General features: G+C 57.6%; 15 protein-coding genes. 4 read left to right on the forward strand and 11 right to left on the reverse strand.

Going from position 1 to position 15,167, the window contains the following annotated elements; all coding sequences use genetic code 11:
- The first annotated feature begins 61 nt into the window (after positions 1–61).
- Positions 62–3,427, forward strand: coding sequence for a mechanosensitive channel MscK (mscK, locus tag HUJ17_RS12680; RefSeq protein ID WP_290511034.1), 3,366 nt, complete (start codon positions 62–64; stop codon positions 3,425–3,427).
- A 75-nt stretch (positions 3,428–3,502) separates the two neighbouring features.
- Here mscK and HUJ17_RS12685 read toward each other — a convergent pair whose 3' ends face one another.
- From HUJ17_RS12685 to HUJ17_RS12695, 3 genes are all read right to left on the reverse strand, one after another.
- Complete coding sequence (locus HUJ17_RS12685; RefSeq protein ID WP_290511035.1) at positions 3,503–3,718, reverse strand: TIGR02450 family Trp-rich protein; 216 nt, start codon at positions 3,716–3,718, stop codon at positions 3,503–3,505.
- A gap of 97 nt (positions 3,719–3,815) precedes the next feature.
- Positions 3,816–4,256 carry a pyridoxamine 5'-phosphate oxidase family protein gene (locus HUJ17_RS12690; protein WP_290511036.1) on the reverse strand — a complete coding sequence of 147 codons (441 nt, stop codon included), beginning with the start codon at positions 4,254–4,256 and terminating at the stop codon, positions 3,816–3,818.
- A gap of 131 nt (positions 4,257–4,387) precedes the next feature.
- Positions 4,388–4,657, reverse strand: coding sequence for a hypothetical protein (locus tag HUJ17_RS12695; RefSeq protein WP_290511037.1), 270 nt, complete (start codon positions 4,655–4,657; stop codon positions 4,388–4,390).
- A gap of 460 nt (positions 4,658–5,117) precedes the next feature.
- On the opposite strand from HUJ17_RS12695, the gene trmY reads away from it, so the two are divergent.
- Positions 5,118–5,720, forward strand: a complete 603-nt coding sequence (gene trmY, locus HUJ17_RS12700) for a tRNA (pseudouridine(54)-N(1))-methyltransferase TrmY (RefSeq protein ID WP_290511038.1) — start codon at positions 5,118–5,120, stop codon at positions 5,718–5,720.
- A 158-nt stretch (positions 5,721–5,878) separates the two neighbouring features.
- Here the strand turns inward: trmY and HUJ17_RS12705 are convergent, their stop codons facing one another.
- Together HUJ17_RS12705 and HUJ17_RS12710 are read right to left on the reverse strand one after the other, a co-directional pair.
- A complete protein-coding gene (locus HUJ17_RS12705) occupies positions 5,879–6,286 on the reverse strand; it encodes an SMI1/KNR4 family protein (protein WP_063509421.1) in 408 nt (135 codons plus the stop codon).
- Positions 6,287–6,397: 111 nt separating this feature from the next.
- Positions 6,398–7,528 (reverse strand): sterol desaturase family protein, encoded by a 1,131-nt coding sequence (locus HUJ17_RS12710; RefSeq protein ID WP_290511039.1) that lies wholly within the window; start codon positions 7,526–7,528, stop codon positions 6,398–6,400.
- A gap of 294 nt (positions 7,529–7,822) precedes the next feature.
- On the opposite strand from HUJ17_RS12710, the gene HUJ17_RS12715 reads away from it, so the two are divergent.
- Positions 7,823–9,703, forward strand: coding sequence for an ATP-binding cassette domain-containing protein (locus tag HUJ17_RS12715; RefSeq protein WP_290511040.1), 1,881 nt, complete (start codon positions 7,823–7,825; stop codon positions 9,701–9,703).
- Between the two features lie 14 nt (positions 9,704–9,717).
- On the forward strand, positions 9,718–11,046 hold the full coding sequence (locus HUJ17_RS12720; protein ID WP_290511041.1) for a succinylglutamate desuccinylase/aspartoacylase family protein: 1,329 nt from the start codon (positions 9,718–9,720) through the stop codon (positions 11,044–11,046).
- A gap of 153 nt (positions 11,047–11,199) precedes the next feature.
- Here HUJ17_RS12720 and HUJ17_RS12725 read toward each other — a convergent pair whose 3' ends face one another.
- The 6 genes from HUJ17_RS12725 to HUJ17_RS12750 form a co-directional block, all read right to left on the reverse strand.
- Complete coding sequence (locus HUJ17_RS12725) at positions 11,200–11,502, reverse strand: helix-hairpin-helix domain-containing protein (RefSeq protein ID WP_290511042.1); 303 nt, start codon at positions 11,500–11,502, stop codon at positions 11,200–11,202.
- A 92-nt stretch (positions 11,503–11,594) separates the two neighbouring features.
- Complete coding sequence (gene pyrF / locus HUJ17_RS12730; RefSeq protein ID WP_290511043.1) at positions 11,595–12,290, reverse strand: orotidine-5'-phosphate decarboxylase; 696 nt, start codon at positions 12,288–12,290, stop codon at positions 11,595–11,597.
- A 231-nt stretch (positions 12,291–12,521) separates the two neighbouring features.
- On the reverse strand, positions 12,522–13,691 hold the full coding sequence (lapB, locus tag HUJ17_RS12735; RefSeq protein ID WP_290511044.1) for a lipopolysaccharide assembly protein LapB: 1,170 nt from the start codon (positions 13,689–13,691) through the stop codon (positions 12,522–12,524).
- A complete protein-coding gene (locus tag HUJ17_RS12740) occupies positions 13,688–13,918 on the reverse strand; it encodes a lipopolysaccharide assembly protein LapA domain-containing protein (RefSeq protein WP_062817702.1) in 231 nt (76 codons plus the stop codon). Before HUJ17_RS12740 ends, lapB begins: the two co-directional genes overlap by 4 nt.
- A 57-nt stretch (positions 13,919–13,975) precedes the next feature.
- Positions 13,976–14,326 carry an integration host factor subunit beta gene (gene ihfB / locus HUJ17_RS12745; protein WP_290511045.1) on the reverse strand — a complete coding sequence of 117 codons (351 nt, stop codon included), beginning with the start codon at positions 14,324–14,326 and terminating at the stop codon, positions 13,976–13,978.
- A gap of 68 nt (positions 14,327–14,394) precedes the next feature.
- On the reverse strand, positions 14,395–15,167 hold a 773-nt coding region (locus HUJ17_RS12750; protein ID WP_290511046.1), incomplete at its 5' end, for a S1 RNA-binding domain-containing protein.

Consider the following 15,167-nt stretch of genomic DNA (forward strand, 5'->3'; position numbering starts at 1 on the left):
CACCGAGCAAAATAGTCAACACACTTTGATTGCCCGTCACAGCCATTGGAGCCTTCAGGTTATGGATCGACGTCTGGCCCTTTTTCTGCTCATTCTTTTGCCTGCCCTCAGCCAGGCCCAGATCGGAGGTTTTTCCCTGCCCGGCGTCGGCGATCTGGAAAAGCAGATCAGCGAAAGCGCGGAAAACAGTAATAACGGCACCAATACAGACAAGAAACTTCTGGAGCGCACGCTGGAATTGCGCCGCGAAGTGGACAGCAATCAGCAAACCATCAAGGAGCTGGAAACCTTCGCCCGCCAGGCCTCCACCCAACGCGCCCGCCTGAGCGCAGAACTGGCCGAGGCTCGCCAGCAACAGGACAAGGATTGGGCCGCACAATACAAGGATCTGTCACTGCAGGCCCTTATCGAAAAGCTCACCAGTCGGCTGGATGCCCTGGAAAAAAATCAGAGCCGCCTTGCCCAGGTCAACGGTGAACTGACCCGCGCTCAGACGCTGCCGGAACAGGCCCAGAACGTGATCAGCAAGGCCATGGAGCGCATGGACACCATCCGCTCGCGGCTCAATGAAGGCACCGACGAAAATGGCGAGCCGCTCAGTGAAAAACAGGAACAAGGGCTCAACATAGAGCTACGTGCCCTGGAAACCCGCATCGAGCGCTACAACCAGGAACTGACCGTGGTCGACAAGAAACAGGACGTCGCCCGCCTCGAACAACAGTTGCTCCGCACCGAGCAAGCCGTACTGGAAGCCCAACTCGATGCTGTACAACCCCTGATCCAGCAACGCCGCATCAATCAGCTGCAGGATATGGCCGATGCGCCGGAGTCGTCGCTACCGGATAGCGTACTGGACAATAAGCGCATCAAGGCCGCTATGGCGGAGAACCAGAGTCTGCGCGAGCAGCTTGCCAGCACCAGCCAGGCAGTGAATGGCCTGCTGCGTGATGCCATCGACACCAAAACCCAGCTCGACAAGGCCCGCTCACTGTCAAGCACCGTCAACGACCAGATCCGTTTGCTTGACGGCAGCCTGCTGCTGTCACGGGTGCTCTACCAGCAACAGAAGCGCCTGCCTCAGACTCAGTCAGACATGGGCCTGCAAAAGAAGATTTCCGACGCCCGCCTGGAACAATTCGAGCTCGAACAGAAGATCCAGTCTCTGGATAGTTCACCTCTGCCGGAACAGGAAAAACTCAAAGGCGAACTCACTGCGGATATGGAACGAGCCTTTACAATCCTGCACCGGGAACGGCGGGAGCTCTACGACCAGCTCAACCAGGAATTGGGCCGCCAACTGGCCATCCTCACTCGCACCCAGTTGAATCAGGAGCAGCTGAACAAGGTGTCCCGCAGCCTGCACAACATCATTTCCGAACAGACCTTCTGGATGCCCAGCACTCAGGCGGTAAGCCTGGAATGGCTAGGCAAATTGCCGGGGCTGATAGCCCAGCAAGTCAGCACCATGCCCTGGAAGACCCTCTGGCAAGGCGCCCGTGAACTTGTTGCTGGACAATGGGGCTGGTTGGTGCTGGCCTTCATCCCCGCTGTTATCCTGATATTGCTGCGGCCGCGACTGAAAAAACGCATCGACACCATGAATCAGGATGTGGGTTTCCTGCGCCGCGACAGCCAGCTGCATACGCCATTAAGCCTGCTCTATACCGTGCTGATATCCGCGCCGGCGCCTATCGCTTTGGCAATTATCGCCGCTGGCCTGTGGCGCCAGCCCAGCACCATCACCAGTGTACTGGGCGCCGCCTTTGCCCAGCTTGCCTTGCTCTGGCTGGTATTCGAAATGCTCTACCGGCTGCTGAAAAGTGGCGGTATCGCCCAGCGCCATTTCCGCTGGGACAACCAGCATAATCAGCATATGCGTCGCCGCCTGGCCCTGACCGGCCTGGCCATTATTCCCATGACTTTTATCATCGCCTTTGGCGACCAATGGCCCGCCCAGCTCAGCAACGATCGCCTGGGGCTGGTCATCATGGTAGCCAGCCTGGTCGTGGTGATGATCAGCTTGCCCTCAGTGGCACAGAGTTACCCGGGCCGGCATTACAGCCGTACCATGAAGGGCCTGTCCACCGGACTCTGCGCCGCCGCGCCCCTGATCCTTACGGTGCTGATCGGCATCGGCTATTACTACACCTCGGTTCGCCTGGCCGGGCACATGATCTACAGCCTCTACCTGGTGGTCCTGTGGATTCTGCTGGATGCCGTCGCCGTGCGGGGGCTCGCCGTTGCCGCCCAGCGACTGGCCTACCGCCGTGCGGTGGCCCAGCGGGAAGCCGATCAGAAGGGCTCGGACACCTCCTCAGCTGCCTCGGAAGCGGTGGAAGTCGAAGAACCGCAGCTGGACCTGAAACAGGTGAATCAGCAGTCCCTGCGCCTGATCCGCCTGGCACTGATTGCCGGCATTGCACTGCTGGTTTACTGGGTATGGGCCGATGTTTTCCATGCCTTCTCCTACACCGAAAACATCGTGCTCTGGGAAACCGCCGATGCCGCTGGCCAGGCCGGCAGCACCTCGCCCATCAGTCTCGGCGATGTGATGACCGCCTTGATCATTGGTGCGGTCACCTTCCTGCTGGCCAGCAACCTGCCCGGCCTGCTGGAAGTGCTGGTGCTGTCACGGATGGACCTGCGCCAGGGCACCAGCTACGCCGCCACTACCCTGCTCTCCTACGTGATCGTGGGCGGCGGCATCATCATCACGTTCGGTGCCCTGGGCCTGAGCTGGGACAAAATGCAGTGGCTGGTGGCAGCCCTGGGTGTGGGCCTGGGCTTTGGTCTGCAGGAAATCTTTGCCAACTTCATCTCCGGGATCATCCTGCTGTTCGAACGCCCTATTCGTATCGGCGACGTGATCACCATCAACAACCTGGACGGCACCGTCAGTCGCATTCGCATCCGCGCCACCACCCTGATCGATTTCGACCGCAAGGAAATCCTGGTACCCAACAAGGTGTTCGTCACCGAGCGACTGATCAACTGGTCCCTGTCCGACACCGTCACCCGCATCATCATCAAGGTGGGTTTCGCCTACGGCTCCGACCTGCAGAAATGCCGCGACATCCTCATGCAGGCCGCCCGGGAAAACAAACGGGTGCTGCGCGATCCGGAACCGGTGGTGTTCTTTCTCAGCTTCGGTGCCAGCACCCTGGACCACGAACTGCGCGTCCACGTGAATGACATCGGCGACCGCCTGGCCGCCACCGACGAACTCAACCGCCATATCGATGCCCTGTGCAAGGAACACGACATCGAAATCGCCTTCAGCCAGCTGGATATCCATATCCGCAATGGCGATGGCGACAAGCTGTGTATTGAGGGGGAAAAGAAGGAAAAGTCTGTACCCCAAGACGATAAGGGCCAGGCACCAAAAGCCAACGACGGTGAGCATAACGAAAGTAACGACCCTCGCTAAACCCGTAGGGCGGAAATACCCAACCGGATATTTCCGCCCTATGGCGCCCCTCCAGAAGTCACGAGAACGAAATAACTACTTCCAGCCCTGCTGCCAGCTCGACGCATCTCTCAGTGCTTTCCAATCAATAGCCTCTGAACGGTTTGAGATCACCGCCTCTATCAGGCAATGAATAACCTCACCCTCTTCATCAAATTCGACCTCAGTCACCAGAAAATGCTTTTCTTTCTTTACTGGCTTTACCGCAGTCCACTTGCTGTGAAGCAACTTTTTGGGATTGATTTGGTTCATTGCTACTCATCAATTGTCATCAATGATCTGCTGCCACTTCCGTGGACATTTTTAGGCACACGCCCGCACAGGACGAATGACTTGTTAAGCGACAAACCTACTTCACTTCTGTTCTGACGTTTACGCCCTTCGTGATCTTGGGAAGGTAGAACGTTCGAGGTCGAAGTTGATATACGGCATAAGGAGGCATGGGTGGCTTCAGGGCTTCTATCGCAGCAATAATTGCCTCGCTATATTCATTCTCTGGGACCTTACGGGCAGTTGCTTCGATTTGTACGCCATTTAATGAGGCTGACAGGTCCGCACTGTATTCTGGCTGATCACTATCAAAGATAGCTACGGCAACCTTCTCATTCATCTCTATGTCACAAGCGTGTCGTGAGTCCACGGTGGAAAAGAAATAAAGATTTAGTTTGTCGTCGGCCATGTACTCTAACGGTGCAGCCCACGGATCCTTGCCATTGGTGCTCGACAAAACCAGATAACGATTCCGTCTGATAAGAGCCTCAACAAAATCTCGCTCATTTCCGCTACTCATGAGTTTCCTCCTCCATATCAAATTGTTAGTCCAAATAGATTCCAACAATCCAGGGCTCTCATCAAACCGTTAACTTTCCCTAAGGCTGCGAGCAAGCGCGCCGTATTTTGGCGCCGCCCTGCCTGGCCTTGTTAAGCCCTTTCGCTAACATCTTCTTTCTTCTTGAAAAATATCTTGGACACAACGGCACAGACAACAAGGATTATCAACCAATAAGTCCCTGCACTCGCTGCCGTCTCGACAGGCACGGGAAATGCTGCAAGAGCTATAAACCCCAGCAACAACGAAAACACCTGAACAAGGCTTTTCCACAACTTCTTTGTTACCTTTCCTGCCAAGTAGAAACCGGCCAGAACAATAAATGCCCCCAAAGCAGCCAGACCCAACGCAGTAACATCCATTATCTTTCTCCTTTATTTATGCTTAACAGCGTATTTGATTTCAGATCCGATATATCGCTTTGCAATGTACCCCCAGCCCCTCCTTTCCCTGAATCTTCCCGAAAACCCAGCCAATCAATGTTTTATTTAACCGCGACCCAGGAACCATTCTCAACTGACTTTTCTTGCACTTGCGTGTTGAACGGGAAATTGAGTGCCGACTTTTCTTGCATCCCCAAATTTGAAAATTCACTTTATCTCAGCAACTTACCAATATCTGTAAGCCATATCCTGCATATTCAAATTGCGTGCGGGCGTAAAACGGGGCGAGGGTCGTTTGCTGCTTCAGGTACAGGCGTTACGGAAAATCATTACTCTCCTTCCATGGTCACCTACGGCGTGTCATAGGTCTTCGCTTTGCGAGCAAAGCTCCAACGAGAGGGTTACAATCATTGGCTGCGTCATCTTAATCAGGAGTCCTATGCGTACTTTCGTCCTCCGCGCCCGCGCCGCGTCCACCAATAGCCAAACCCTGATGGATAATGTGGGTGGCGATGCCCATAGCGAGATCCTCGCCCATACCCTGATGAATGCGATCTTCGTGGCACAGTCGCACCGGCCGGATGTGGTGGTGCACCTGGTGCTGGAAAGCACCCAGGATTACTCCCGCACCATCACCTTTGTGGCGGCAGAAATGCGCGATATTGGTGGCTTTCATGAGCAGGCGCTGCTGGCCAAGGTGACACGGGCACTGGATGCCTCTGCCGGCATGGGCAAGGAGCAGATGAAGGCGGTGGAAAGCGGCATTACCGTGCGCACACTGAGCTTTGAGAAGCTGGTGAAGGCGCTGGCCGAGGACGGGCATCAGCTGTACATGATGGACCCCAAGGGCGAGAGTATTCGGGAGCTGGCCTTTGCGGAAAAGCCCTGCTTCCTGCTTACCGATCACATCCCCATGCCGAAGAAGAGTTTTAACAGCTTGAAGCGGCTGGGAACGGAGAAGATCAGCCTGGGGCCAACCATGCTGTTTGCGTCCCAGTGTGTGGTATTGATCAATAATGAGCTGGATTTGGCGGGGGTGTAGGAGGAACGGTGGCCCACGATGTAGGAGCACCTCTTGAGGTGCGAACCTTGCGAAGGAAGGCTGTTCATCCTGATGAACATTGAGAGAACGGGCTGCCTCGCTTCCTCGCCAAAGCTCGGATTCGCGCCTCGAGAGGCGCTCCTACAGCGGCTTCGTTTTTAGCTTTCCAGCCAGACCTCTCTGGCCCACTGCCAGATAGAGCTCCATTCCTCATCCTCGTTGACACCCTCGCCCGGTACCCAGAAGACGATCTGGCCGTCCTGGGCGATGGCGTAGAGGCCGTCTGCAGCCTGGCAGACGGGGATCAGCGAACGGGGCATGCCCTGGTCCCAGGCCTGGGCGGCCAGCTCGGGAAGGAAGTTGTGGGCGTAGTCGTCCATGACGGTGGCCGGCTCCAGGCTGCCGCAAAGGATGTCGCCGGTGGTGAGCAGGAATTCCTTGTACTCCCCCGGCAGGGAAATGAGCAGTTGTTCCTCGATTTCCACCAGCCGGTCTTCATCCGGCAGCTCCAGGGCTACCAGAGAGCCCTGGTGGCGTTCGCGCAGCAGGTCGATCAGGTCATCCATTTACAGCGTTCCGGTTGGCATATTCGTTAACCATATCCTGTAGGAGCCATGCTTGCATGGCGAACCCGAAGCTGGAGTTCGCCATGTAAGCATGGCTCCAACGATACAATTTTATTCCTGACGGTGATCCCGACGGAACGGGAACAGAAACTGGTCGACCACGCCTTCCGGCACCTTGGTGCTGGCCCGGGTGCCGTACTCGGCAGCCAGTCGGTTGGGCATGATCAGGGTGCCGAACAGTTTATCGTAGATGGGCAGAAAGGCGGCGTAATTTTTGTCCACGGCCTCGTCTTCCGAGGAGTGATGCCAGTGATGGAATTCCGGGGTGGCGATGAGCCAGCGGATGCCCGGAAACCGGAAGCGCACATTGGCGTGGATAAAGATCGCGTGGAAGGACACAAACACCAGATAGGCGTACACCGCTGACGGCGAAAAGCCCAGAATGAAGATGGGCAGGTAGCCGACAAAACGGTTGGCGATGATTTCCACCACATGCAGGCGCGAGGAGGCCAGCCAGTCCATTTGAGTGGTGGAATGATGCACCGCATGGAATTTCCACAGCCAGGGCACCTCATGGAAGGCCCGGTGAATCCAGTAGCTGCCCAGGTCGATGACGATGAGGATCTCAATGAACTGCAGCCAAAGGGGCTGGCTGGCGATGGCCTGTTGGAAGCCGATGTCCACCTTGTCGTGGAGCACCACCTGAATGGGGATGATGGTGAAGAAGCTGATCAGCTGCAGGCCCACATGGCTGAACAGGAAGTACTTGATATCCGTAACCCAGCCCCCGCGCAGGGTTTTCTGGTCCGGGTCTTTGGGGAAGGCCCGCTCCAGCGGGATAAACACCAGGGCCAGCACCAGCAGCGTAAGGATAAAATAGTCGAGCCCGGCGTAGAGGCTGCGACCTTCCACCGGCGGCACATCCAGCCGTCCGGAGCCGATCAGCGCGGCCATGCAGGCCAGCACCATGCCGATGATGCCGTAGCGCTTTTCCTGATGACGCAGCACACTGAAAAAGCCACAGACAAAGCCGATACCGATGCCGATGAACAGGGCAATGCGCAGCACCTCGGCGTTGTAGAAGGCACGGAATTCCGGGGTGGTCAGCAACTCCGGATAGAGAAAACAGAAGCTGCCCAGCAGCGCCAGGACACCCAATCCGATGGACACGGTGGCGGTGATCTTGCCCTGGCCCGGGGTCAGATCCACCTCTTCGTAACGTTCCCGCAAAAAGTCTGTCATGTGCTCCTCTCCTTCTGGGCCAAAGGCTGCCCGATGATCCCTTCAGACACCACTACACGCCCGTAACAAGCTGCTACACTGCGCGTTCAAGAAACATAGCTTCAAGCGACAAGCTGCAAGCTACAACGCGGGTCAGGCAAGCAGAATACTGTGAGCTCTCCGACCGCGATTATCGCAGGGTGGTCGCGGGCTCATGCTGTTCGCTAACCCGATTGCTTGATCTCGTTGTCGCTTGCAGCTTGTAGATTGAAACTGCTTCATCACATTATTCACATATTTGGTTATCCATAAAGTATGCCTCTGATTACCCTCCGCGACATTCAGCTCAGTTATGGGCAGCAGCCGCTGCTGGATCACGTCACCCTGTCCATCGACCCGGGGGAACGGCTTTGTCTGATCGGTCGTAACGGGGCCGGCAAGTCCACCCTGATGAAGGTGATTGCCGAGGAGATCCATGCGGATGACGGCCAGATTGAGAAAACCCAGGGGCTGACCGTGGCCCGTCTGGAGCAGGAAGTACCGGACGATCAGGATCACAGCGTCCATTTCATGGTGGCCGAGGGCCTCGGCGAGCATGGCGCTCTGCTCAGCGAACACGCGGAGCTGGTCCACCATCTCGGCGATGGTGACGACAAGATCCTGGCCCGGTTCGAGCAGCTGAGCAGCGAGATCGAAGCCTGTGGTGCCTGGCAGCTGTCGCAGCGGGTGGACACGGTGCTGTCCAAGCTGAAGCTGGACGGCGATCAGCCCTTTGCCGGCCTGTCCGGGGGCATGAAGCGGCGGGTGCTGCTGGCCCGCGCGCTGGTGCAGGAGCCGGATATCCTGCTGCTGGACGAGCCCACCAACCACCTGGATATGGATTCCATCCAGTGGCTGGAAGAGTTCCTGAAGAGCTACGGCGCCACCCTGGTGTTTATCTCCCACGACCGGGCCTTTATCCGCTCCCTGGCCACCCGCATCATCGAGCTGGACCGGGGCAAGCTGACCAGCTGGCCGGGCAGCTATGAGAAGTATCTGAGCGGCAAGCAGGCGGCGCTGGAAGCGGAAGAGCGGGCCAACGCCGAATTCGACAAGAAACTCAGCCAGGAAGAAAAGTGGATACGCCAGGGCATCAAGGCACGCCGTACCCGTAACGAAGGCCGGGTGCGTGCCCTCAAGGCCATGCGCGATGAATTTGCTCAACGCCGCAACCGCACCGGCACCGCCAGCCTGACCATCCAGAGCGGCGACAATTCCGGCAAGGTGGTGGTGGAAGCCGAGCATCTGAATTACAGCGTGGACGGCAAGACCATCGTGCGGGATTTTTCCGTGAACCTGCTGCGCGGGGATCGGGTAGGCATTCTCGGCCCCAACGGCTGTGGCAAGTCCACCCTGATCCGTCTGCTACTGGGCCGACTGGCCCCGGACAGCGGCACCGTGAAGCTGGGCACCCAGCTACAGGTGGCCTATTTCGATCAGTTGCGAGATACCCTCAACGAGGAAAAGAGCGTGATCGACAACGTGGCCGAAGGCTCCGATGTGGTCACCATCAATGGCCAGAACAAGCATGTGATCGGCTATCTGCAGGATTTCCTGTTCGACCCGAGCCGGGTGCGCCAGCCGGTGAAATCCCTGTCCGGCGGGGAGCGCAATCGCCTGTTGCTGGCCAAGCTGTTCACCAATCCCTTCAACCTGCTGGTCCTGGATGAGCCCACCAATGACCTGGACGCAGAAACCCTGGAACTGCTGGAAGAGCAGCTGATGAACTATCAGGGCACCCTGCTGCTGGTCAGCCACGACCGGGAGTTCATCGACAATGTGGTGACCTCCACCCTGGTGTTTGAAAACGGCGAGCTCAACAGCTATGTGGGCGGCTATCAGGACTGGTTGCGCCAGCGTCCGGAACCAGTGAAGGGAAAAACCGTCAAATCCGCCAAGCCGGTGCTCGAACCGGCCCCGGCAGCCCCGAAACGCAAGAAGTTGTCATATAAGGATCAACGGGAGCTGGAACAATTACCGGAACGGATCGAGCAGCTGGAAGCAGCACTGGAAGCGGTGCAGGCTCGCATGTCGGATCCGACTTTCTTCAAGGGTGACCCGGCCGAGATCAGCGCCGCCCAACAGCAACAAAGCGAGTTGCAGGCGGAACTGGAAACCACCTTTGCTCGCTGGGACGAGCTGGATCAGCTTGGCTGAATCAAGGAGATTTTGTGTATAAAACGTGGTCCTCATTCGCTATCACGGCAATATTTGTCCTGTTCGGCCTGGCAGCAACGCCAGGCTGGGCCAATGAAGTGGAAGACGAAGAACGGGCCGTGGAACGCCAGCAGGAAAGCGATGGCCAGGCCACAGCCGGTGACGGCAATACAGACACGGACAAGGCCGACAGCGCCGCAGTGGATGACCTGGCTCAACCGGCGGCGGACCCGGCTCCCCTGCCCCTCTCATTGCTGGGGCGCCAGGTTGAAACCGGCAGTTTTGCCACCCTGCACTGGACTCCGGATCAGTCCTTCGCCTCCATCGCCACGCCGGTACCGGTACTGGTGGCACATGGCGACAAACCAGGCCCAAAGCTGTGTCTGACTGCGGCCATCCACGGCGATGAACTGAACGGCATCGAGATGGTGCGTCGACTCATGTACGAGCTGGAGCCGAATCAGCTGGCCGGCACCGTGATCGGTGTGCCTATCGTCAATCTGGATGGCTTTCGCAGTGGCTCGCGTTACCTGAGCGACCGCCGGGATCTTAACCGCTACTTCCCCGGCAACAAGAATGGCAGTGCCGCCAGCCGCGTGGCCCATTCCCTGTTCAGCAATATCGTCCGCCATTGCGATTATCTGGTGGACCTACACACCGGCTCCCAGAAACGGGTCAACCTGCCCCAGCTACGGGCCGACCTGGACAACCCGGATGTGGTGGCTTTTGCCAAGCACTTCGGCGGCATGACGGTACTGCACAGCCCCGGCGTCACCGGCATGCTCCGTGACGCGGCGGTGAAAAAGAACATTGTGGCGGTGACCATGGAGGCCGGTGGCCCCAACCGGCTGGAAACCGAAGCGGTCAGCAACGGTGTTCAGGCCATCGATACCCTGCTGGAAAACCTGGGCATGCGTAAGGCCAGCCGTTTCTGGAGTGCCCCGCAACCGGTGTTCTATGAGTCCGAATGGATTCGTGCCACCCAGGGCGGCATTCTGCTTGCCGAGGTGGAACTGAACCAGAACGTCAGGAAGGGCCAGGTGCTGGGCACCGTCACCGACCCGATCAGCAATACAGGCAGCGCCATCATTGCGCCATATAACGGTCGAGTTCTCGGAATGGCAGTGAACCAGGTAGTTCATGCCGGCTTTGCGGCCTTCCGCATCGGCGAGGAAAAGACCACCGAGGAAGTGGAAGCCAAGGCGGAAAAAGCCACCCTGGAAAAAGAGGAAAAGCGGCAGCAACAGGGTGATGCCCCGGCCCACGAACCTCCGGCACCGGAGCCGGATCGGGCCGATGATCTGAGCCAGGCAGATGAAGAGGAAAATCATTCGGAAGAGTGAGAAAATCAACAAGAGACACAACGCAAAAAGGCTTCCCGATGGAAGCCTTTTTTGTAGTGCTTTAAAACCGGCTGAAGCCTTTTTTTCACAAGGCGAAAATATTTCCGGCTTCTTCGCTTTGCGAACAAAGCTCTACCGGAATCGGGTAAACCCTTACTGCACCACCAGGCTGTCGCGCATTTTTGCCAGGGTCTTTTCACCGATGCCCTTGATGGCCAGCAGCTGATCCACGCTGGTAAAAGGCCCCTGGCTGTCACGCCACTGCACGATGGCTTCCGCCGTTTTCGGCCCCACGCCCTTGAGTTCCTGCAGTTGGGTAACGTCCGCCGTATTCAGGTTGATTCGATTTTCTACCTGGGTTTTGGCCGCGTCCTTGACCGCTTCCACTTCCACCGCCAGGGCCGGCAGGCTCAGTGCCAGAAGCAGGGACATCACAACCGCTTTCAATGCTTTCATATCGATCTCCATTTTTATCAGTTGGAGACCACACCATAGAAAGCCCGGCGAAAGGACGTTATCAGCGGAGGGTTACGAATTGCGTAAGTGGCTCAGGCAAGACTTTGTAATATCTCGTCCACCACCCTTGTAGGCTCGGCAGCCTGGGTAATCGGCCTACCGATTACCATATAGTCCACACCCGCATCCCGGGCCTGTACCGGCGTCAGCACGCGGCGCTGGTCACCGGCATCTGCGCCTGGCGGGCGGATACCCGGGGTGACCAGCTCGAATTGCCGGCCACAGGCCTCTTTGAGCATGGTCGCTTCCCGGGCGGAACACACCACCCCGTCCATGCCGGCGCGCTTGGCCAGCTCAGCCAGGCGCCGCACCTGCACGTTCGGCTCATCCATCACCCCCACCTGCTCCAGATCAACAGCTTCCATGCTGGTCAGCACGGTCACCGCAATCAGATGGGGTCGATTGGCATGGTTGGCGATGGCATTGGCGGCGGCTTCCATCATGCGCAGGCCTCCGCTGGCGTGCACATTGACCATCCATACGCCCAGGTCGGCAGCCGCCGCCACAGCACCGGCCACGGTGTTGGGGATGTCATGGAATTTCAGGTCCAGGAACACCTCGAAGCCCTTGCTGTGCAGCCCTTCGACAATGGCCGGGCCACTGCGGGTGAAGATTTCCTTGCCGACTTTGACGCGCACCTTGCCCGGGTCCAGTTGATCCGCCATGGCCAGCGCCCGGGCGGCATCGGGATAATCCAGGGCGACGATAACAGGGCTGGAGATAGGCATGGGAGCGTCCTCGGGGATTGGTGGCGCTATGGTATGAGTTGCGGGAAGACGGTTCAAGAATTCGGAGCTGCAAGCCTCAAGCTACAAGCTGCAACGCGAAATAGGATCGGGCTTGGCTTGACGTTTTTGGCCGCGAATCATCTGCCTATCTTTGTGCGCGGCCAACAAACCAGCAGTTTTCGATACACTTTCCCGTGTTGCAGCTTGTAGCTTGAGGCTTGCAGCTTGCCGCTAGACTTCCTTGACCACCGGCTTGATGGACCCCCAGCGCTTGCAGCTTGGGCATCGCCATTGCATCAAGGGGGTTTCGAAACCACAGCGGCGGCACTTGTAGAGGCTCTTGTCGTTGAGCAGTTGCTCTGACAGCTGCTTGAGTACACCGAGATGTTCGCGGGTTTCCCCTTCCGCGCTGCCGGCCAGGCTCATGTCGATGATCCGGTTGAGACCACGTACTGAGGGGTTGGCTTTCATGTACTCAGCAATAAAATCCGCCGCTTCCTTGTCGCCGTAGCGTTCCTTGAGCGCTTCGGAAAGCAGCAGGATGCGGCTGGTACTGGGTTTCTCGGCACTGTAGTCCGCCAGCATCTGAATAAACTCTTCGTCCTTCTCCTGCTGCTGATAGCAGGTGCGCAGCTTGTCGAGCACTTCATCAAAGAAGTCGCTGTCCTGCACCCAGATGCGCTGTAAGGCCTGGGTAGCGGCATCCCAGTTCTGTTCGCCCATTTCCAGCTCGCCTTCCACAAAGCTGGCGCGTACGCACTGGTCATCGAAGGACAGGGCCCGGCGCAGCATGCGGCGTGCCGGGTTGATGTCACCATCACGGCGCAGGTTTTCCGACTGCTCGCAGCAGTATTGGGCCAGCACAGGCCCCAGCGCCGGGCGGCTCTTGATCAGCCGCTCGCCCATACTGATGGCATTGACCCAATCGCGCTCCTGCTCGTACAGGCCCATTAGCTGCTGGCAGACTTCATCCTTGGCCTGGCAATCCTGATCCAGCATTTCCAGCAGTACCTGCTCGGCCAGATCGAAGATACCGCTGGCCAAGTAATCCTGGGCCAGTTCCAGCTGGATTTCTTCCTGCACCGGGCGACCATAGTCGCCGTGTTCCAGCAGGTGGGTATGGAGCTGGGCGGCACGATCGAATTCGCCCCGCTTGCGGAACAACTTGCCCAGGGCAAGATGGGTATCGAGCCCCTCCTCACTGACGTCCAGACTCTTGAGCAGGGCTTCGATACCCTTGTCCGGCTCTTCATTGAGGAAGAAGTTGATGCCAGCCACATAGTCCTTGGACAGGGAGGCCATGCGTCGACGCTGCCGGCGCCTGCTCTCACGCTTGCCGAGAAAGAAACCGGCGGCAATGGCAACAAAGAACAGCGGCAGAAGCCAGAACGATTCACTCATGAAAACAGGCTCTTCAGACCGCGCAGACCGATACCGGCCAGCAGCCCCAGAAACAGACCAATGGCCAGCACGCCGATCACCAGCACGCCCAGGGATACCTCCCAGTGCCATTGATAGAACAGCATATCCAGCATCACCAGGTCACGATTGCTGGTGACAAACAGAAAGGCAAAAAGAAAAACGGCCACAACGGCCAGAATTACCAGAATCCGGTACAGGTTTCGCATCGTAAGGTTCCCTCTTTACTGGCCAGGCCTGTGCCGGGCGGTAACGACAAACGGGGTTTAGTTAACGGCAGCCTGATTGCCACTGGCGCCATTATCAACACCTTCACCACTTTCTTCATGCAGTGAATCGTTAACGCGCTCGCGCAGCTCTTTACCGGGTTTGAAGTGGGGAACATATTTACCGTGCAGCTCGACGCTGGCACCGGTCTTGGGATTGCGTCCCACGCGGGGCGCACGAAAATGGAGGGAAAAACTGCCGAAGCCGCGTATTTCGATACGACCTCCGCCGGCCAGAGAATCGGCCATCTGCTCGATAAGCGTTTTGACTGCCAGCTCCACATCCTTGGGCGACAACTGGTTTTGCCGATCGGCAATCCGCTCAATCAATTCCGACTTGGTTAACGCCATTACAGCCTGCTCCCTGGGCTCCCAGCCCAGTGGGACCGGCACGATGCCGGTCCCCGGGAGGAGCCGTATTATGACTCGTTGCTGCTTTCCATCTGCTTCTTGATCAGGTCACCGATGGTCTTCGGCGCATTGGCGTCCTGCTGTTCAGACAGTCCGTCAATGGCTTCACGCTCGTCGGCCTGGTCCTTCGCTTTGATGGACAAGCTCAGAACACGGTTCTTGCGATCAACGTTGGTGATTTTCGCTTCCACTTCGTCACCGACGTTAAGCACTTCGGTCGCATCGTTAACGCGGTCGCGGCTGATTTCGCTGGCACGCAGGGTGCCTTCCACGTTCTCGGCAAGCTCAACGGTGGCTGCTTTCGCGTCTACCGCCTTGATCACGCCCTTGACGATTGCGCCCTTGTCATTAGCAGCAACATACTGAGCAAACGGATCGTCTGTCAACTGCTTGATACCCAAGGAAATTCTTTCGCGCTCTGCGTCGATGGACAGAACCACCGTTTCCAGCTCATCGCCCTTGTTGAAGTTACGCACGGCATCTTCGCCCTGCTCTTCCCAGGAAATGTCGGACAGATGCACCAGACCGTCGATGCCGCCTTCCAGACCGATGAAGATACCGAAGTCAGTGATGGACTTGATCTTGCCGGAAATGCGCTCGCCTTTCTGGTATTTCTCTTCGAAGGCATCCCACGGGTTGGACTGACACTGCTTGATACCCAGGGAAATACGACGACGGTCCTGATCGATGTCCAGGATCATCACTTCCACTTCGTCGCCGATCTCTACAACCTTGGACGGGTGGATGTTCTTGTTGGTCCAATCCATTTCGGATACGTGAA

The organism is Alcanivorax sp., from assembly GCF_014762765.1.
Lineage (GTDB): Bacteria > Pseudomonadota > Gammaproteobacteria > Pseudomonadales > Alcanivoracaceae > Alcanivorax.